Annotated in this window: 14 protein-coding genes; 8 read left to right on the forward strand and 6 right to left on the reverse strand. The window is 68.4% G+C overall.

Annotation, left to right across the window (positions count from 1 at the left end):
• Positions 1–41 precede the first annotated feature (41 nt).
• Entirely contained in the window at positions 42–1742 is a 1701-nt protein-coding gene (locus HAV18_RS24765) for an NAD+ synthase (protein ID WP_166961050.1), read from the reverse strand.
• Between the two features lie 110 nt (positions 1743–1852).
• On the opposite strand from HAV18_RS24765, the gene HAV18_RS24770 reads away from it, so the two are divergent.
• Positions 1853–3031, forward strand: a complete 1179-nt coding sequence (locus tag HAV18_RS24770; protein ID WP_166961053.1) for a GNAT family N-acetyltransferase — start codon at positions 1853–1855, stop codon at positions 3029–3031.
• A 101-nt stretch (positions 3032–3132) separates the two neighbouring features.
• Positions 3133–4005 carry a GIY-YIG nuclease family protein gene (locus HAV18_RS24775; RefSeq protein WP_166961056.1) on the forward strand — a complete coding sequence of 291 codons (873 nt, stop codon included), beginning with the start codon at positions 3133–3135 and terminating at the stop codon, positions 4003–4005.
• Between the two features lie 54 nt (positions 4006–4059).
• Here HAV18_RS24775 and ppa read toward each other — a convergent pair whose 3' ends face one another.
• A complete protein-coding gene (ppa, locus tag HAV18_RS24780) occupies positions 4060–4587 on the reverse strand; it encodes an inorganic diphosphatase (RefSeq protein WP_011352863.1) in 528 nt (175 codons plus the stop codon).
• A gap of 172 nt (positions 4588–4759) precedes the next feature.
• Between ppa and HAV18_RS24785 the strand changes: the two genes are divergently transcribed.
• From HAV18_RS24785 to HAV18_RS24805, 5 genes are all read left to right on the forward strand, one after another.
• Positions 4760–6199 (forward strand): aldehyde dehydrogenase family protein, encoded by a 1440-nt coding sequence (locus tag HAV18_RS24785; protein WP_166961059.1) that lies wholly within the window; start codon positions 4760–4762, stop codon positions 6197–6199.
• 71 nt (positions 6200–6270) lie between these two features.
• Positions 6271–7029: an SDR family oxidoreductase gene (locus HAV18_RS24790; RefSeq protein ID WP_166961062.1), complete on the forward strand. Its 759-nt coding sequence runs from the start codon at positions 6271–6273 to the stop codon at positions 7027–7029.
• A 121-nt stretch (positions 7030–7150) separates the two neighbouring features.
• The gene (locus tag HAV18_RS24795; RefSeq protein ID WP_166961065.1) at positions 7151–8455 is read left to right on the forward strand and encodes an MFS transporter; all 1305 of its coding nucleotides are present in this window, start codon (positions 7151–7153) and stop codon (positions 8453–8455) included.
• 226 nt (positions 8456–8681) lie between these two features.
• Positions 8682–9095 (forward strand): helix-turn-helix domain-containing protein, encoded by a 414-nt coding sequence (locus tag HAV18_RS24800; protein ID WP_166961068.1) that lies wholly within the window; start codon positions 8682–8684, stop codon positions 9093–9095.
• The gene (locus HAV18_RS24805; protein WP_166961071.1) at positions 9092–10318 is read left to right on the forward strand and encodes an alpha/beta fold hydrolase; all 1227 of its coding nucleotides are present in this window, start codon (positions 9092–9094) and stop codon (positions 10316–10318) included. Before HAV18_RS24800 ends, HAV18_RS24805 begins: the two co-directional genes overlap by 4 nt.
• A gap of 114 nt (positions 10319–10432) precedes the next feature.
• On the opposite strand, the gene HAV18_RS24810 is transcribed toward HAV18_RS24805, so the two are convergent.
• From HAV18_RS24810 to hemC, 3 genes are read right to left on the reverse strand one after another with little or no spacing between them, the layout of a single operon-like run.
• Positions 10433–11620, reverse strand: a complete 1188-nt coding sequence (locus HAV18_RS24810) for a heme biosynthesis protein HemY (RefSeq protein WP_166961074.1) — start codon at positions 11618–11620, stop codon at positions 10433–10435.
• 2 nt (positions 11621–11622) lie between these two features.
• The gene (gene hemDX / locus HAV18_RS24815) at positions 11623–13593 is read right to left on the reverse strand and encodes a fused uroporphyrinogen-III synthase HemD/membrane protein HemX (RefSeq protein WP_166961077.1); all 1971 of its coding nucleotides are present in this window, start codon (positions 13591–13593) and stop codon (positions 11623–11625) included.
• Entirely contained in the window at positions 13593–14597 is a 1005-nt protein-coding gene (gene hemC, locus HAV18_RS24820; protein ID WP_166961080.1) for a hydroxymethylbilane synthase, read from the reverse strand. The genes hemDX and hemC overlap by 1 nt, the downstream gene beginning before the upstream one ends.
• Before the next feature lie 207 nt (positions 14598–14804).
• On the opposite strand from hemC, the gene ppc reads away from it, so the two are divergent.
• Positions 14805–17831: a phosphoenolpyruvate carboxylase gene (ppc, locus tag HAV18_RS24825; RefSeq protein WP_166961083.1), complete on the forward strand. Its 3027-nt coding sequence runs from the start codon at positions 14805–14807 to the stop codon at positions 17829–17831.
• 137 nt (positions 17832–17968) lie between these two features.
• On the opposite strand, the gene HAV18_RS24830 is transcribed toward ppc, so the two are convergent.
• On the reverse strand, positions 17969–18721 hold the full coding sequence (locus HAV18_RS24830; protein ID WP_166961086.1) for a class I SAM-dependent methyltransferase: 753 nt from the start codon (positions 18719–18721) through the stop codon (positions 17969–17971).
• Positions 18722–19258 lie beyond the last annotated feature (537 nt).

A 19258-nucleotide genomic window follows, 5' to 3' on the forward strand; every position in this document is an offset into this window, starting at 1 on the left:
CCCGATTGTAAGCCTGCGAGCCGCATGCGGCCCAGCCCGGCTCAATCGAGACGTTCGGTAAAACGTGACGTGATCGGGTAGCGCCAGTCGCGCCCGAATGCGCGATGCGTGACGCGGATACCGATCGGCGCCTGACGGCGCTTGTATTCGTTGATCTTGATGAGCCGCGTCACGCGCTCGACATCGGCCTGCGCATAACCAGCCGCGACGATCTCGGCGAGCGGCCGATCCTCTTCCATGTACATCCGCATGATCGCGTCGAGCACGTCGTACGGCGGCAGGCTGTCCTGGTCGGTCTGGTTCTCGCGCAGCTCGGCCGACGGCGCGCGCGTGAGGATCCGCTCGGGGATCACGTCGCGCAGTGCGTAGTCGGCCGTTTCGTTGCGATAGCGGCAGAGCCGGTACACGAGCGTCTTCGCGATGTCCTTGATCACCGCGAACCCGCCCGCCATGTCGCCGTACAGCGTACAGTAGCCGACCGCCATCTCGCTCTTGTTGCCGGTCGTCAGCACGATCGAGCCGAACTTGTTCGACAGCGCCATCAGCAGCGTGCCGCGGATGCGCGCCTGGATGTTCTCTTCCGTCGCGTCTTCCGCGCGGCCCGCGAACTCGCCGGCGAGCGATGCGCGGAATGCGTCGAACATCGGCGCGATCGCGATCTCGTCGTAGCGCACGCCGACGCGCCGCGCCATTTCCGCCGCATCGGTGGTCGAGATGTCAGCCGTGAAGCGTGACGGCATCATCACCGCGCGCACGCGCTCCGGCCCGAGCGCATCGCATGCGACCGCGAGCACCAGCGCCGAATCGACGCCGCCCGACAGCCCGATCAGCGCGCCGGGAAAGCCGTTCTTGCCGATGTAATCGCGCACGCCCGTCACGAGCGCGCGGTACACCTGTGCGTCCGTCGACAACTCGGGCGCGATCGCGCCGGGCAGCGGCCGCGCGCCGTCGAATTCGACGATCGCATGGCCTTCGTCGAACTGCGGCATCTTCGCGACGAGCGCGCCCTGCGCGTCGAGCACGAACGAGCCGCCGTCGAACACGAGTTCGTCCTGGCCGCCGACGAGGTTCACGTACACCATCGGCAGCCCGGTTTCGCGAATCCGCGCGCGCAGGATGTCGAAGCGCACCGCTTCCTTGTTCATGTGATACGGCGAGCCGTTCGGGATCAGCAGCACCTGCGCGCCGGCCGCCTTCGCGATCTGCGCGGCCGACGCATGCCATGCATCCTCGCAGATGATCACGCCGTATTTCACGCCGTTCAGCTCGAACACGAGCGGCTCGGCGTCCGTCGCGAAGTAGCGCTTCTCGTCGAACACCTCGGCGTTCGGCAGATCCTGCTTGCGGTAGGTGCCGGTGATCTCGCCGCCGACGATCAGCGATACCGCGTTGAAGGTATCGGTGGGCGGCACACCGCGCTCGATCGGGCGGTTTGCATTACCATCGACGGCTGGCGCGCCTTCGCCCGCGCCGCGCAGCGGATGGCCTACCAGCACCGCGAGCCCGTCGAACGCCTTCAGCGCGTCGGCCAGGGCGTCGAGCGCAGCGGCCGCCGCCGCGTAGAACGCGGGGCGCAGCAGCAGGTCTTCCGGCGGATAGCCGGACAGCGCGAGTTCAGGCGCGACCATCAGCTGCGCACCATCGTTGTGCGCGGCGCGCGCGGCCGCGACGATCCGCGCGACGTTGCCGGCGAAATCGCCGACGGTGACGTTGATCTGGGCGAGAGCGAGTCGGGTCTTCATGGCGGGATCGGCGCAGCCCGGCGGCGCGCCCTGAACGGCTGACGAAATCGTCCCGGTGCGGGCCGCGCAGGCCTTCGCATCCGGCGACACAGAACGGTACGGATTCACGCTTGAAACACGAACGCATCGATTATCGCACGGGCATCCTGTCGTCCCCCGCGGAGGTACCGGCCGACGAATGGAACGCGCTGCTCGCCCGCGACGCGCAGCCGACGCCGTTCCTGCGCCACGAATTCCTCGACGCGCTGCACGTCGCGCGCTGCGCGGTCGACGATACCGGCTGGTCGCCGCACTTCGTCACGCTGACCAACGAGCGCACCGGCCGCCTCGCGGCCGCCGCGCCTGTCTACGCGAAGCAGCATTCGTACGGCGAATACGTGTTCGACTGGGCGTGGGCCGACGCGTATCAGCGCAACGACCTGCCCTACTATCCGAAGCTGCTGTGCGCGGTGCCGTTCACACCCGTGCAGGGCACGCGCCTGCTCGCGGCCGACGACGATGCGCGCCGCCGGCTCGCGGCCACGCTGCTCGCGTTCGCCGAGCAGAGCGACGTGTCGTCGCTGCACGTGCTGTTTCCGACCGGCGACGAAGCCGCGCTCCTCGAATCGATGGGGATGATGCTGCGTGAAGGCGTGCAGTTCCACTGGCTCAACGACGGCTACCGCCACTTCGACGATTTCCTCGGCACGCTCGAGCAGAAGAAGCGCAAGAACATCCGTGCGGAGCGGCGCAAGGTGCACGACGCGGGTGTGACGTTCCGGCGACTGACCGGCGATCAAATCAGCGACGCCGACTGGCGCTTCTTCTCGCGCTGCTACCGGCAGACCTACCGCGAACACTATTCGAGCCCGTACCTGAACCTCGATTTCTTCCGCACGATCGGCGCGACGATGCCCGAGAACCTGCTGCTCGTGATCGCGGAAGCCGACGGCCAGCCGATCGCGAGCGCCCTCGCTGTCTACCGGCGCGGCGAAAACGGCGGCGGCACGCTGTACGGCCGCTACTGGGGCGCACTCGAGCACGTGCCCTGCCTGCATTTCGAAACGGCGTACTACCAGCTGCTCGAATTCTGCATCGAGGCCGGGCTCGATACGTTCGAAGGCGGCGCGCAGGGCGAACACAAACTCGCGCGCGGTTTCCTGCCGACCGTCACGCACTCCGCGCACTGGCTCGCGCACCCGGCGTTCTCGGACGCCGTCGCGCGCTTTCTCGAACGCGAGACCGAGCATATCCACGCGTACGTCGACGAGTTGCGTGAACACGATCCGTTCAGGCGCAGCGCCGAGTAGCGGCGGCACGCCGAGCCGCTCGAGCGACGGACACGGCGACCGCTGGCGTTGATGCACGCGTTTTCTGAGACACTGGCGGCTTCGCATCCCGCCGCCCTGCCATGTCCTGGTTTCTGTATCTGATCGAATGCGCCGACGACAGCGTCTACACGGGCATCACGACCGACGTTGCCGCGCGCTTCGACGAGCATGCATCCGGCAAGGGCGCGCGCTACACGCGCTCGCGCAAGCCGCGTACGGTGCTCGCGTCGTTTCCGCTGCCCGACCGGTCGATCGCATCGCGTGCCGAGTACTGGGTGAAGCGGCTCACGGCCGCGCAGAAACGCGAGCTGGCGGCCGGGATCCGAACGCTCGAGTCGGTGTTGCCGGCCGGGACGTCGATCGACGGGAACGTCGATGCGGCCGGGTTGAAGGCCGGTACGCGCGGGCGGAAAAAAGCCAAGGAGCAGTCTGCCGACATCGCGACACGGGCCGCCGAAACGGACAAGCCCCTCAAGAAAGCCGCGAAGGCCGGGAATGGCGGGAAAGCATCCGCGTCCGCAAAGACCGCGAAACGCGGACAAGCCGTGCAGGCGCCCACCAAGACAAAGGCCACGCCCGCCACGAAGCGTGCGAAGACCGACGACGCTGCCAAGTTGAAAACGACCGCGTCGCGCGGCAAGTCGGGCACGAAGTCCATGAAGGCCACACCGAAGCAGAAAGCGCCGGTAGCCGGCGGCAAGTCCGTCGCAAAGCCACGCACCGACGTTGTTTCCGCACCGACGCGCAACCGTGCATCGGCAACAAAGGCCACCACCGACACAGTCGAAACCCCAGCGACTCCCGTCACCGCCGCACGCCGTGCAACGAGCGCGAAACGTGCGAGGACCGCACCGAACGCTACCGCCCTGCCCGCGCCAGCCCCCGCACGCGCACACAAGAAGGCCACCCCAGGCGCCAAACCGCGCACAAAACAAAACCGCGCGGCCTCCTGAGGAGACACGCGCGGTTTGCGTTTCGCACGATCCGGCCATCGGCCGGTACGTCGCCTACTTCTTGTAGTTCGCTGCGCCGTCGGTGATTTCCTTGTGCGCGGCTTCGATGCCGGCCCAGCCTTCGACCTTCACCCACTTGCCCTTCTCGAGCGCCTTGTATTGCTCGAAGAAGTGCTTGATCTGGTCCTTCAGGTACTCGGGCACGTCGTCGATCGACTTCAGGTTGGCCGTCATCGGGCAGACCTTGTCGTGCGGCACCGCGACCAGCTTCGCGTCGACGCCCGACTCGTCGGTCATCTGCAGCATGCCGAGCACGCGCGAACGCACGATCGAGCCGGCCAGCAGCGGGAACGGCGTGATCACCAGCACGTCGACCGGATCGCCGTCACCCGACAGCGTCTGCGGGATGTAGCCGTAGTTCACCGGATAGCGCATGCCCGTGCCGATGAAACGGTCGACGACGAGAAGGCCCAGTTCCTTGTCCGCCTCGTACTTCACCGGGTCGCTTTGCGCGGGAATCTCGATGATCACGTTGAAATCTTGCGGCAGGTCCTTGCCGGCCGGAACATGATTGAAGCTCATGAGCACTCTCTGTAGGTCGATGGGAATTCGGGACAGGGCGCCGCGGCCGATACATCGCCGCAGGCGTCCCCCAAAGGAATGCGCCATTATAGCCAATCGACCGGTGGCGTCCGGATGACGATCGGCGCGATAATCGTTCCGGATGTCCGGCCGTCGAACCACAGGAGCAGGCATGGAAGAGGCGAAGCACTTCATCGCGGGCGAATGGACGTTGCCTGCGCAACTGGAAACCATCGCGGTCGTCGATCCCTCCGACGGCCAGCCGTTCGCGACGATCGCCCGCGGCACGGCGCCCGACATCGAGCGCGCGGTCGCCGCGGCCCGCGACGCATTCGCGGGCCCGTGGGGCGCCAAAAGCGCCGCCGAGCGCGGCCGCGTGCTGATGCGGCTGTCGGCACGCGTGGCCGATTCCATCGAGGAACTCGCGACGATCGAGGCTCGCGACACCGGCAAGCCGCTGAAGCAGGCGCGCGCCGATGCCGCCGCGCTCGCGCGCTACTTCGAGTTCTACGCGGGCGCCGCCGACAAGCTGCACGGCGAAACCCTCCCCTATCAAGCAGGCTACACGGTGCTGACGGTGCGCGAGCCGCACGGCGTCACGGGCCACATCGTGCCGTGGAACTACCCGATGCAGATCTTCGGGCGCAGCGTCGGCGCCGCGCTCGCGGCCGGCAACGCATGCGTCGTCAAGCCGGCCGAGGATGCGTGCCTGTCGTTGTTGCGCGTCGCCGAGCTGGCCACCGAGGCCGGGCTGCCGGCCGGTGCGCTCAACATCGTCACCGGCTACGGCCATGAAGCGGGTGCCGCGCTCGCGCGCCATCCCGGCATCGATCACATCTCGTTCACCGGTTCCCCGGCCACCGGCAAGCTGGTCACGCAGATGGCGGCCGAGAACCACGTACCCGTCACGCTCGAACTCGGCGGCAAGTCGCCGCAGATCGTGTTCGCCGATGCCGATCTCGAAGCGGCGCTGCCCGTGCTCGTGTCGGCGATCGTGCAGAACGGCGGGCAGACCTGCTCGGCCGGCAGCCGCGTGCTGATCGAGCGCGCGGTGTACGAGCCGCTCGTCGAGCGGCTCGCCACCGCGTTCAACGGGCTGCGCGTCGGCCCGAGCCGCGCCGATCTCGACTGCGGCCCGTTGATCAACGCGAAGCAGCAGCAGCGCGTGTGGGATTTCCTGTCCGACGCGCAGCACGACGGCATTCCGATGGCCGCGCACGGGCAGGTCGTCGCCGATGCGCCCGAAAGCGGCTTCTACCAGGCACCCGCGCTGTTGCGCGACGTGCCGCCGTCGCACCGGCTCGCGCAGGAGGAAGTGTTCGGCCCCGTGCTCGCCGCGATGCGGTTCGTCGACGAAGACGAAGCCGTCGCGCTGGCGAACGGCACGCCGTACGGCCTCGTCGCGGGCATCTGGACGCGCGACGGCGCACGCCAGATGCGTCTCGCCCGGCGCCTGCGGGCGGGCCAGGTATTCATCAACAACTATGGCGCGGGCGGCGGCGTCGAGCTGCCGTTCGGCGGTGTCGGCCATTCAGGGCATGGCCGCGAGAAAGGCTTCGAGGCGCTGTACGGCTTCACCGCGCTGAAAACGATCGCGATCCGGCACGGTTGAACACGCGGCCGGTAGCGACCGGCCGCATGCCGAAGCACGACGACACTCATATCCAGCACAGGAGACAGACCATGCGGTTGAGCGGCAAGACGGCAATCGTCACGGGCGGCGGCTCGGGGTTCGGCGAAGGCATCGCGAAGACGTATGCGCGCGAAGGCGCGAACGTCGTCGTCAACGACCTGAACGGCGCGGCAGCCGAGCGCGTCGCGAGCGAGATCGCGCTCGCGGGCGGCAAGGCAATCGCGGTGGCCGGCGACGTGTCGCGGCAGGACGACTGGCACGCGCTGCTGCAGGCCGCGCTCGACGATTTCCACGCGGTGCAGATCGTCGTGAACAACGCGGGCACCACGCATCGCAACAAGCCGGTGCTCGACGTGTCGGAGGCCGAATTCGACCGCGTGTACGCGGTCAACATGAAGAGCCTGTTCTGGTGCGTGCAGACCTTCGTTCCGTACTTCCGCGAACAGGGCGGCGGCGTGTTCGTGAACGTCGCGTCGACGGCCGGCGTGCGGCCGCGGCCGGGCCTCGTCTGGTACAACAGCACGAAGGGCGCGATGATCACCGCGAGCAAGTCGCTCGCGGCCGAGCTCGGTGCCGACCGCATCCGCGTGAACTGCATCAACCCCGTGCTCGGCGAAACCGCGTTGATGACCGAGTTCATGGGCTGCGAGGACACCCCCGAGAACCGCAGCCGCTTCCTCGCGACGATCCCGCTCGGCCGCTTCTCGACGCCGCAGGACATCGCGAACGCGGCACTGTACCTGGCATCCGACGAGGCCGAGTTCATCACGGGCGTCTGCCTCGAAGTCGACGGCGGGCGCTGCATCTAGCCGCATCCGTCGCGCCGCGCCCGGGCTCGCCGGCCGGCACGACATCCACGCATTGCTTCGCACGAAACCGGATCGGCCGCCGATGCGCCGGTTCCGGTCAACAACAAAACCAGGAGACAACATGGCAACATCGACGCAGTCGCTGCCGGGTTCGTCCGGCGCATTCGAGGAAGCAACCTACCGCAAGGTATCGTGGCGGCTCGTGCCGCTTCTGCTGCTGTGCTACGTGGTCGCCTATCTCGACCGTGTGAACGTCGGGTTCGCGAAGCTGCAGATGGCGACCGACCTGAACCTCAGCGACACCGTCTACGGGCTCGGCGCCGGGATCTTCTTCTTCGGCTATTTCCTCTTCGAAGTGCCGAGCAACATCATCCTGCACAAGGTCGGCGCGCGCGTGTGGATCGCACGCATCATGGCGACGTGGGGCGTGATCTCGATCCTGACGATGTTCGTCACGACGCCCGCGATGTTCTACGTGATGCGCTTCCTGCTCGGCGTCGCCGAGGCAGGCTTCTTCCCCGGCGTGATCCTCTACCTCACCTACTGGTATCCCGCGCACCGGCGCGGCCGGATGACGACGTTCTTCATGACGGCCGTCGCGTTGTCCGGCGTGATCGGCGGACCGCTCTCGGGCTTCATCCTGAAGGCGTTCGACGGCATGAGCGGGTGGCACGGCTGGCAATGGCTGTTCCTGCTCGAAGGCATCCCGTCGGTGCTGGTCGGCGTGCTCGTGTTCTTCAAGCTCGACGAGCGAATCGCGAAGGCGAAGTGGCTGACCGACGAGGAAAAGGCGCTGCTCACCCGCAACGTCGACGCGGAGGAAGCGACCAAGGAAGACCTGCCGCTCGGCGCCGTGATGTCGAGCCCGCGCGTGTGGCTGATGGCGCTGATCTATTTCTCATTCGTGATGGGGCTCTACGGCGTCGGCTTCTGGCTGCCGACGATCATCAAGGCCACCGGCGTAACCGACACGTTCATGATCGGCCTGCTGTCGGCGATTCCGTATGCGGCCGCGGTGGTCGCGATGATCCTGATCGCACGCAGCGCGGACCGGCACCGCGAACGCCGCTGGCACGTCGCGATTCCGGCCGCGATCGGCGCGCTCGGGCTCGTGCTGTCGGTGATCTGGGCGCACCAGACCGCGCTCGCGATGCTCGGCCTCACGCTCGCGACGATCGGCATCCTGACCACGCTGCCGCTGTTCTGGAGCCTGCCGACCGCGTTCCTCGGCGGCACGGCGGCCGCGGCCGGTATCGCGATGATCAACTCGATCGGCAACCTCGCCGGCTTCCTGAGCCCGTACATGATGGGCTGGCTCAAGCAGGCAACGGGCGCCAACGATTCGGGCATGGTCATGCTCGCCGGGTTCCTCGTGCTCGGCGGGCTGCTCGCGCTGTCGGTACCGAAGCGGCTGGTCGACAAATGATGCGGGGCGCATCGGCGCCCCCCTGCCGGCGGATGATCCGCCCCCAAAACGCCCCGCTGGCCGGAACCGCTCCGGCCAGCGGGGCGTTTCCGCTTCCACTCAGGTGCCGCCCGGACGATGCAGGCTCGGCATCCCGCTAACGCTGATGCCATGATTTCCGTAATATTCCCTATTGATCCTTATTTCATGGAACAATAGGTAACATATTGAGCACCACGAGCCAATCATGCTCCATACCGTCGAAGAGTCCGCCGCCCGCCTGCGCCTCCACCCGAAGACCGTCCTGCGCTTCATTCGCGAGGGCAAGCTGCGTGCAACGCGGGTCGGCCGCGCCTACCGCATCCTCGACACCGACCTCGCCGCGTTCGCGCAAACCGAACCGGCCGCGCCCGTGTCGCGTGCGGTGCGCGTCACCAGCATCGTCGACATTCCGGACGCGTCGCAGTCGCTGCACCAGTACCTGTCGCGATCGCTGCATGCGATGGCGTCCGGGCGCACGTCGTACGTCGACCCCGTGCGGATCGACGTCGCGTTCGATCCCGCCGCGAGCCAGGTCAAGATCATCGTCGCCGCGACGCCAGCCGACACGGCCGCGCTGATGTCGTCGCTCGAGGCGCTGCTGCAGCAAAGCGGTACATGAGCGCGATCTTCAGGTCGCCGCACCATGCACGCGCCATTCGTGCCGCTTACGAAGCCGCGCTGTCGCACTGGCCGGCCGGGCATCGGCGCGTCACGGTGCAGACGCGCCATGGCGCGACGCACGTGATCGCCTGCGGCCCCGAACACGCGCCGCCGGTCGTGCTGATCCACGGCGCGCAGACGACGGCGGCGAGCTGGCAGCACTACGCGGCCGCATGGTCGGCGCACTTCCGGCTCTACGCGATCGACGTGATCGGCGAAGCGGGACCGAGCGCGCCGTCGCGGCCGCCGCTCGCGGGCGACGCGCATGCGCAGTGGCTCGACGACGTGCTGGACGGCCTGCAGGTGCCGCGCGCCGCGTTCGTCGGCATCTCGCTCGGCGCGCGAACGGCGCTCGACTTCACGTTGCGGCGGCCGGCACGCGTGACGCGGCTCGCGCTGCTCTGCCCGTCCGGCATCGGCCGGCAGAAGCCGTTTCTGTGGTGGGCGCTGCCGCTGTTGCTGCTCGGCGATGCCGGGCGCGCATGCGTGCGACGGCGCGTGCTCGGCCGTCTGCCGCCCGCGTCGACGCCGGCCGAGCGTGACACGCTCGCGCTGATGCGCGCCGTCGATCGCGGGTTTCGCCCGCGTATCGAACCGATCCCCGTGTTCCCCGACGACACGCTACGCACGCTGTCGGCGCCCACGCTGGCGATCGTCGGCGGCCGCGACGTGATGCTCGATTCGCGAGACACGCGTGATCGCCTGACGCGTCTCGTGCCGCACGCGCAGGTCCTGTTTCTTCCCGAGCAGCCCCACTTCATCCGCGGGCAGCGCGACAGCGTGCTCGCGTTTCTCGCATCGACGGAATCCATCGACATGCACCACCGAATCGTCCAGGCCGCCGGCAGCCGCGTGTTGCTCCGCGATCCCTCCGCCGCCCTCGTGCAGCGGGAAAGCGATGCGCTCGACCTCGTCGCCCTCGCGCACGAGCACGAAGCCGACTGGGTCGCGGTGCCCGCGGACGCGCTGCACGACGATTTCTATCGGCTCGAAAGCGGCCTCGCGGGCGCCGTGCTGCAGAAGCTCGTCAACTACGGCGTGAGGCTCGGCGTGGTCGGCGACATCGAGCACTGGCTCTCGCGCAGCGAAGCGTTCCGCGCACTCGTGCGCGAATCCAATCGCGGGCAGTCGGTGTGGTTCGTCGCCAGCGAGGACGACCTGCTGCGCAAGCTCGGCGCATGACGTGTCGTCCAGGCTCACCCTGGACGTAAAAAAGCCCCGACGGCCTTCCGGCATTCGGGGCTTTTTTGCGCGGATTGCGCGAGCCGCCTGCAGCAGGCAGCCACGCCGCCCGCGTCAGACCACGGTGATCGCAAGCGCGCTTTCGCGGTAGTGCTTTGCGGCCTTGTCGGTTTCGCCGAGATGCTCGAACAGGCGCGCGAGCGCACGATGCGCACGCACCTTCAGCGCCTCGTTGTCGGCGAGCTTCAGCGCCGATTCGAGGAACGACTGCGCCTTGCCCCACAGTTGCTGCTGCTGGCACAGCCGGCCGAGCGCGAACAGCAGGTCGGCGTCCTCCGGGTGATCCTTCTTCCACCCTTCCGCCTTCTGGATCAGCGGCAGCGCATCGGCGCCGGCCGTATCCGGGTAACGGCGCAGCAGGCGGGCATCCCAGTTGTGCGCAAGCGCGTCCTCGACGATGCGGCGCGCTTCGTTGCGACGCTCGAGCGGAACGAGGAGATCGGCCGCGAGATCGGCGAGACGCGGCGACTGGCGCTCGACCGCCGACAGCGACTGCCACACCTCGAGCAGCGCATCCGGGTCGTGCCGGCGTTCGCGCAGCAGGTTTTCCGCAGCCTGCTGGCGCAGCCGCACGGCGGCTGCCGGATGCAGCGCCTCGCGCTTCTCGAGCGCCTTCGCAAGCTTCAGCACCTCGGCCCAGTTCTTCAACTGCTGCTGCGCGCGCAGTGCGACCTGCTGCGCATGGATACGCTTGCCGCCCGCCTGCAGGTCGGCCAGCGCGGCGAGCGCGCCGTCGGCATCGCGCGCGTCCGCGCGCATGTCGGCAGCGGCGAGCAGCCGCGCGTCCTGCCATTCGGGCGCGTCGACCTTCGACAGCCAGTCGTCGCGACGCGTGTACTCGTGCATCCGGTGCGCGGCAGTCGCCGCGACGAGACTCGCCGCACCCTGGTTCGCGTCGACCGACAGCGCTTCACGCGCGGCCTTCTCCGCGCGCGAGAAGCGGCCCGCGTACAGGTTCGCGATCGCGTCGCGCAGCGATGCCTGCGCCTTCTCGTTGCGCGAACGCGCGCGATACGCGGCCACCCGCTGCGGCATGCGCCAGATGTTGCGCACGATGCGCAGCAGCGCATACACGACGATGAACAGCACGACGATGGCGATCACGAACAGGTTCAGCGACACGTCGATCCGGTACGGCGGATAGACGAGCAGCACCTGTCCCGCGTCGAAACGGCCAACGGTGGCGAGCGCAGCGGCGATCGCGAACAGGACCGCGAGCCAGACGATTCCTCGAAGCGTCATCGTTACCCCCGGCTCTTGAACTGCTGAACGGCGTTCAGGCTCGTGTTCAGGTTCGGCACCGCGACCGTCAGCGACGCGCCGTCAACCTGCTTGAGCAGATCCTCGACGGTCTGCGTGTCCTTCGATGCCTGGTCGAAATACTTCCCGAGCGACGCCTGAGCGGCGTGCAGGTCGGCCTTCATCGCGCTGTCGTTGCGCGCGAGCAGCGACAGGCGCGCGGTCAGCAGGCGCAGCTTCACGTTCTCGCGCACGAAGTAGCCCTGGTCGGGTGACGCGAGCATCGCGTCCGCGTTGTCGATCCGGCGCACCTGCACGAGCCCCTTCAACTGCTGGCCGAGACCGGCCGAGAAGTCGTGCCACCACACCTTCCAGCGCGGCTCGCCGGCCACGGCCGACGACGCGGCATCGGCCGGCGCGGCCTTCGGTACTTCGTGCGGGACGATCGCCTCGCCGGACAGCGGCAGCGCGTCGATCTTCGCGATCGCATCGTCGAGCTTGATCGCGAGGCCCGTGAGATCGGCCGCCGGTGCGGCCTTCAGCTTCTCGATGTCCAGCGCGAGCGCCTTGCGCACAGTGACGGCCTGCGCGCTCTGCGAGGTCGCGAGGCGCGCGTCGGCGTTCTGCAGCGCGATCAGCGCGAGCTGCGTGTTGCCGGTCAGCTGAAGCTGCTGGCTCGCGCTAGACAGCATCTGGTCGACTTCCTCGAGCATCCACGCATCGCGGTTGCGCGACAGGTCCTGGTATTGCTGCTGCAACGCCTGCTGCGCGCTCTGCGCGTCGGCGAGCTTGCCGTCGAGCTGCGCGAGCTGCGTGTCGACCTGGTGCGTGCTCGCCAGCGCCTGCTCGGTCTTCATCCGCGTTTCGGCTGTCTGCGCGTCGAGCGCCTTCTGGCGCGTGACGAACGTGCCGTCGAGCCGGTCGATCTTGCGGTTCAGCGCGTAGCCGCCGACGCCCGCCGCGCAGCCGAGCACGACGACGACGAACCACAGCACCGCGCTGCCGCCACGGCGCGCGGGCGGTTCGGACGCCATATAGGCGGGACGGGACGGCGGTGCGGAGGCCGCGGCCGGCTGGGAAGCGACGCTTTTGGAATCGTTGGTATCTGTCATGCGTTTAGTCACCGGTGCGGCTGTCGCCGGTTGGACGGCCTCGTCGGCCATCGTTCGAAACGCGCGGACGATGCGCTCATCGCCCGCGCCGGTCAGCGTAATCCTATCAAAACCCAATGCGCGCGCGGTCTGCTCGATCCGCGGATGCGGCGTGACGAGCGGCGCATGCTTCAGCGCGTCGATCTCGGCATCGTTCAGGTGCGCCCGCGCGAGTTCGTGCAGGTTGCGCACACCTTCCGAGCTCGTGACGAGCCACGCATGCGGTTCGCCGTCGAGCAGCGCGTGCACGCGCTCCCACGCGCCGACGCGCGGCTCCGGCACGACGCGCCGGTATGCGGCGACGAGCGTGACGTCCGCGCCGGCCTCGCGGAGGCGGTCGGCGAGCCATTCGCGCCCGCCGTCGCCGCGTACGATCAACACGCGCTTGCCCGCCAGCGCCTGCGCGCCGCCGAACGCGGCCTCGATGCTCGCGAACAGGCTTTCGGAATCGTAATGGGGTACGCCTCCGTCGGCCGGCGCCTGCGGCGCGATCACGCGATGCGCGGGGGCCGCGATGCCGTGACGCTCGAGCGCCGCGACACTGCCGGGCCCGACCACGCCGACCGGCAGCGCGTTCGGCCAGATCGCGCCGTACTGCGCGAGCGCGCGGTCGATCGCGTTCGGCGACACGAAAATCACCAGTGCGTAATCGGCAAGCGCCGCGAAGGCTGCGTCGAGCGGCGCCGGATCGTCGACGGGCGCAATGTCGATCAACGGGAATTCGAGCACGTCGCAGCCGGCCTCGGCCAGTTGCGACGCAAGCGCGCCGGACTGGCCGTCCGGGCGCGTCAGGACAGCGGTGAACGCGCGCGCGCCGCCCGCCATCAGGCGTCGCCCTTGCCGGCGGCCTGCGAGCCCGCGAGCAGCGCCTGGACGATCTCGAGCGCGCCTTGCGCCTCGAGTTCGTCGGACACGGCGCGGCCGAGCGCGAGCGCATCGGCGACGGTCATGACGGCCCCGCATTCTTCGGCCGTCAGCACGCGCTTGCCGTCGGTCGTCGACACGCGGCCCGTCAGGTACAGTTCGCCCGCGCGCCACACCGCGTGCGCGGCGAGCGGCACCTCGCAGCTGCCGCCGAGTGCGCGCGACACCATCCGCTCGGCCTCGACCGCGAGTGCGGTCTGCGAGTCGTGCAGCGGTGCGAGCCATGCGGCGACGTCGTCGCGGTGCGAGGCGATCTCGATGCCGAGCGCGCCCTGGCCCGCGGCGGGCGGGCTCGCCTCGACGTCGAGCAGCGCGCGGATCCGCGCTTCGAGGCCGAGGCGCTTCAGGCCGGCGGCCGCGAGGATGATCGCCGCGTAATCGCCGCGATCGAGCTTCGACAGGCGCGTGTCGAGGTTGCCGCGCAGCGGCAGCACGTTCAGATGCGGGTAGCGCGAGCGCAGCATCGCCTCGCGGCGCAGGCTCGACGTGCCGACCACGGCGCCGGCCGGCAGCGCGTCGAGCGACGCGTAGTCGTTCGACACGAATGCATCGCGCGGGTCTTCGCGCTCCATGATCGCGGCAAGCGAGAAGCCTTCCGGCAGCGCCATCGGCACGTCCTTCAGCGAATGCACGGCGAGATCGGCGCGGCCGTCGGCCAGCGCGGCCTCCAGTTCCTTCACGAACAGGCCCTTGCCGCCGACCTTCGACAGCGTGCGATCGAGAATCTGGTCGCCGCGCGTCGTCATCCCGAGGATTTTCACGTCACAAGCTGGATATAATTTGCGCAGCGCATCACGCACATGTTCGGCTTGCCACATCGCCAGGCGGCTCTCGCGCGAAGCAATCGTCAACGTCGCGGGCGGCTGTGCCTGTTGCGGCCCGGCCGCAGGGGTCTCGGAATTCATTGCTGGAACATCGAAGGACGGGATTGAAGATCGAACAATGGTAGCACGCACGCCCCCGCCCGCCCGGGCCCGGAGCCTGCGCCCGGCCTGCCGCCGAGCGGGTCGCGGCGCCGATGTGCGGATGTGCCGCACGTAGCTGGTTGCTTGACCGCAGTTTCGCAGTTCCCGCAGTTCCTTTTGACTCGAGCTTTCCCAAGGAAACCCATCGTGAAGTCTTCCGGATCGGCGCGTACGGCGCGCCGCAATGCTGCCCTGTCCTCCTCCGACGCCTCGACGGACACCGTCGCCACCGCCGCGAACGGCCGTGCGAAAACGGCAACGAAACCGAAAGACCCGATACGTCAGACCAAACGCACGACGAAGGCCGCCGGCCCGGCCGCCCGCACCGCGGCCCGCACGGCCGGTGCGACGAAGTCCGGCACCCGCACGCGCGACGACAAGGACGGCCCGCTGTTCGACGACATCCGCTTTCTCGGCCGCCTGCTCGGCGACGTCGTGCGCGAGCAGGAAGGCGACACCGTGTTCGACGTCGTCGAGACGATCCGCCAGACCGCGGTCAAGTTCCGCCGCGAGGACGACAGCGAAGCCGCGCAGACGCTCGAGAAGAAGCTGCGCAAACTGACGCCGGAGCAGACGGTGAGCGTCGTGCGCGCGTTCAGCTATTTCTCGCATCTCGCGAACATCGCGGAAGACCGCCACCACAACCGCCGGCGCCGCATCCACGCACTGGCCGGCTCCGCGTCTCAGCCTGGCACGGTCGCGTACGCACTCGAACAACTGAAAACGACCGGCAATGCGTCGAAGCGCCTGCTGCAGCGCTTCTTCGACGATGCGCTGATCGTGCCGGTGCTGACCGCGCACCCGACCGAAGTGCAGCGCAAGAGCATCCTCGACGCGCAGCACGACATCGCGCGCCTGCTCGCCGAGCGCGACCAGGAGCTGACCGGCCGTGAGCGCCAGTACAACGAATCGATGCTGCGCGCACGCGTCACCACGCTGTGGCAGACGCGCATGCTGCGCGACGCGCGCCTGACGGTCGGCGACGAAATCGAGAATGCGCTGTCGTACTACCGCGCGACCTTCCTCGAAGAACTGCCCGCGCTGTACGGCGACATCGAGGCCGCGCTCGCCGAGCACGGCCTGTCCGCGCGCGTCCCCGCGTTCTTCCAGATGGGCAGCTGGATCGGCGGCGACCGCGACGGCAACCCGAACGTGACCGCGCCCACGCTCGACGAAGCGATCAACCGCCAGGCTGCGGTGATCCTCGAGCACTATCTGGAACAGGTGCACAAGCTCGGCGCCGAACTGTCGGTGTCGAACCTGCTCGTCGGCGCGAACGACGCCGTGAAGGCGCTCGCGGCAGCTTCCCCCGACCAGTCGCCGCACCGCGTCGACGAGCCGTATCGTCGCGCGCTGATCGGCATCTACACGCGGCTCGCCGCAAGCGCACGCGTGCGCCTCGGCGAAGGCACGGTGCCCGTGCGCAGCGCGGGCCGCGGCGCGCCGCCCGTGCGCGCGGTGCCGTATGCGGATTCCGAAGCGTTCGTCGCCGACCTGAAGGTGCTGACCGCGTCGCTCGACGAACATCACGGCACGTCGCTCGCCGCGCCGCGCCTCGCGCCGCTCGTGCGCGCGGCCGAAGTGTTCGGCTTCCATCTCGCGAGCATCGACCTGCGCCAGAGCTCCGACATCCACGAAGCCGTGGTCGCCGAACTGTTCGCGCGCGCAGGCGTCGAGGCCGACTACGCGGCGCTCGCCGAGGAAGACAAGCTGCGCGTGCTGCTCGCCGCGCTCGCCGATCCGCGTCCGCTGCGCTCGCCGTACATCGAATACTCGGCGCTCGCCCAGAGCGAGCTCGGCGTGTTCGAGAAGGCGCGCGACGTGCGCGCTCAATTCGGCGCACGCGCGGTGCGCAACTACATCATTTCGCATACGGAAACCGTCAGCGACCTCGTCGAGGTGCTGCTGCTCCAGAAGGAAACGGGCCTGCTCGAAGGCACGCTCGGCGTGCCCGGCGGCAATGTGCGGAACAGCCTGATGGTGATCCCGCTGTTCGAGACGATCCCCGACCTGCGCGACGCATCGCGCATCATGCGCGAATACTTCGCACTGCCGGGCGTCGATGCGCTGATTGCGCACCAGGGCGCCGAGCAGGAAGTGATGCTCGGCTATTCGGACAGCAACAAGGACGGCGGCTTCCTCACGTCGAACTGGGAGCTGTACCGTGCGGAACTCGCGCTCGTCGACCTGTTCCGCGACCGCAAGATCACGCTGCGGCTGTTCCATGGCCGCGGCGGCACGGTCGGCCGCGGCGGCGGCCCGACCTACCAGGCGATCCTGTCGCAGCCGCCGGGCACCGTGAACGGCCAGATCCGCCTGACCGAGCAGGGCGAGGTGATCGCGAGCAAGTTCGCGAACCCGGAGATCGGCCGCCGGAACCTCGAGACGGTCGTCGCCGCGACGCTCGAGGCGACGCTCCTGCCGCAGAACAACGCGCCCGCGCAGCTGCCGGCGTTCGAGGCCGCAATGCAGACGCTGTCCGATTCGGCGATGGCCGCGTACCGCGCGCTCGTCTATGAAACCCCGGGCTTCACCGACTATTTCTTCTCGTCGACGCCGATCACCGAGATCGCCGAGCTGAACATCGGCAGCCGCCCGGCCTCGCGCAAGCTGCAGGATCCGAAGCAGCGCAAGATCGAGGATCTGCGCGCGATTCCGTGGGGCTTCTCGTGGGGCCAGTGCCGGCTGCTGCTGACCGGCTGGTACGGCTTCGGCAGCGCGGTGAGCGCGTATCTCGACGGCGCGCAGGACGACACCGAACGCACGAAGCGTGTCGCGCTGCTGAAGAAGATGAACAAGACCTGGCCGTTCTTCTCGAACCTGCTGTCGAACATGGACATGGTGCTCGCGAAGACCGACCTCGCGGTCGCGTCGCGCTACGCGCAACTGGTCGCCGACCGCAAGCTGCGCAAGCACGTGTTCGAGCGGATCGTCGCGGAATGGGAGCGCACGTCGCAGGCGCTGGCGGAAATCACCGGGCAGGAAGGCCGCCTCGCGACCAACCCGCTGCTCGCGCGCTCGATCAAGAACCGCTTCCCGTATCTCGATCCGCTGAACCACCTGCAGGTCGAGCTGATCAAGCGCCACCGCGCGGGTGACACGAACGCGCGGCTGCGCCGCGGGATTCACCTGACGATCAACGGGATCGCAGCCGGCCTGCGCAACACGGGCTGATCCGCATGCGGCGCGGCGTGATGCCGCGCCGGCCGGCGTCGTGAAAGCCGCGATACGCCACCGTGCACACGGTGTGCGTATCGCGGCTTTTTTCATGCGTGCATGCGTCGACGAAACAGCGACGGCGCACCGCAAGCTCAGTGCGCGTCGATCAGCAGCGCGTCGTGCTCGAACGAACCGTCGGGCTGCACCGCATAGTAGCCACGCACCTCGTCGGGCGCATGCGCCCACAGCGCGCGAATGCCCGTGACGCTGTCGGCCGGCGTGCGGATGCGCGCGACCCACGTATCGAAATCGATCGGCAGCCGCCAGCGGCTGTGCACGTGCGCGTCGAAGCCGGCCTCGCGGAACATCGCGAGCCATTCGTCCGCGCGGTAGTCGCGCACGTGCGACGCGTCGCGCAGCACTTCTGCGGCCTGCAGGTACGTATCGAGGAGCGGATGGTCGTTGCCGGCGATGTCGATCATCAGCACGCGGCCGCCCGGTTTCAGCACGCGACGTACTTCGGCGAGCGCCGCGCGCATGTCGTGCCAGTGGTGCGCGCTCATCCGGCTCACGACCCAGTCGAACGTCGCCGTATCGAACGGCAGTTTCTCGGCCGGACCCTGCTGCGTACGGATGTTCGCGAGCCCGCGCTCGCGCGCGGCGGCGTCGACGGTCGCGAGCATCTGCGCGGCGAGATCGTATGCGACCACGTCGCGCACGTGCGGCGCGACCGCGAAGCTCGCGTGGCCGGCGCCGCAGCCGAGATCGAGCACCGCGGCATCGGGCGTCGCGCGTACCGCGTCGGCGAGCGTCTGCAGATCGGCGCCCGTCGCGTGGACCGTGCTCGTCAGATAGGCGGCGGCTGTGGTGCCGAATGCGTCGGCGACCTGGTCGTGGTGTTTCATCGTTCGCTCCTTTGTGTGTCGACCGCAGTTAGCGCTTTAGCGCTTACTGCGGTCCCATGCCTTGTGCGGTCGACCGCAGTTGGCGCTTTAGCGCTTACTGCGATCCCATGCCTTGCGCGATCGACCGCAGTTGGCGCTTCAGCGCTTGCTGCGGTCCCATGCCCTGTGCGGTCGACCGCAGTTGGCGCTTTAGCGCTCGCTGCGGTCCCATGCCTTGCGCGGTCGACCGCAGTTGGCGCTTCAGCGCTTACTGCGATCCCATGCCTTGCGCAGTCGACTGCCGTTCGCACTTCAGCGCTTGCCGCAATCCCATGCCCTGCGCGATCGACCGCAGTTGGCGCTTCAGCACTTACTGCGATCCCTCGCCTTGTCCAGCCGAACCGGTGCGACAGTCGCCCCGGCCCTTGTTCCGGCCCCCTGCAACGCATCTTTCAGGACACCCGCTCCCCTGCCAGCGCTTGAGCCGCTACAATAGGCCTGCGCTTGTACCAGTACAAGTTAAGCAGTTATTCTGGTATTCGATACACCTGTCTGATC

It is taken from the genome of Burkholderia sp. D-99 (assembly GCF_011605345.1).
GTDB lineage: Bacteria > Pseudomonadota > Gammaproteobacteria > Burkholderiales > Burkholderiaceae > Burkholderia.

What these genes read in the sequence shown, in the direction of transcription:
- HAV18_RS24765 (WP_166961050.1), bottom strand. Translation starts at nt 1,742, where the DNA reads ATGAAGACCCGACTCGCTCTCGCCCAGATCAACGTCACCGTCGGCGAT.
- HAV18_RS24775 (WP_166961056.1), top strand. Translation starts at nt 3,133, where the DNA reads ATGTCCTGGTTTCTGTATCTGATCGAATGCGCCGACGACAGCGTCTAC.
- ppa (WP_011352863.1), bottom strand. Translation starts at nt 4,587, where the DNA reads ATGAGCTTCAATCATGTTCCGGCCGGCAAGGACCTGCCGCAAGATTTC.
- HAV18_RS24785 (WP_166961059.1), top strand. Translation starts at nt 4,760, where the DNA reads ATGGAAGAGGCGAAGCACTTCATCGCGGGCGAATGGACGTTGCCTGCG.
- HAV18_RS24790 (WP_166961062.1), top strand. Translation starts at nt 6,271, where the DNA reads ATGCGGTTGAGCGGCAAGACGGCAATCGTCACGGGCGGCGGCTCGGGG.
- HAV18_RS24795 (WP_166961065.1), top strand. Translation starts at nt 7,151, where the DNA reads ATGGCAACATCGACGCAGTCGCTGCCGGGTTCGTCCGGCGCATTCGAG.
- HAV18_RS24800 (WP_166961068.1), top strand. Translation starts at nt 8,682, where the DNA reads ATGCTCCATACCGTCGAAGAGTCCGCCGCCCGCCTGCGCCTCCACCCG.
- HAV18_RS24805 (WP_166961071.1), top strand. Translation starts at nt 9,092, where the DNA reads ATGAGCGCGATCTTCAGGTCGCCGCACCATGCACGCGCCATTCGTGCC.
- HAV18_RS24810 (WP_166961074.1), bottom strand. Translation starts at nt 11,620, where the DNA reads ATGACGCTTCGAGGAATCGTCTGGCTCGCGGTCCTGTTCGCGATCGCC.
- hemDX (WP_166961077.1), bottom strand. Translation starts at nt 13,593, where the DNA reads ATGGCGGGCGGCGCGCGCGCGTTCACCGCTGTCCTGACGCGCCCGGAC.
- hemC (WP_166961080.1), bottom strand. Translation starts at nt 14,597, where the DNA reads ATGAATTCCGAGACCCCTGCGGCCGGGCCGCAACAGGCACAGCCGCCC.
- HAV18_RS24830 (WP_166961086.1), bottom strand. Translation starts at nt 18,721, where the DNA reads ATGAAACACCACGACCAGGTCGCCGACGCATTCGGCACCACAGCCGCC.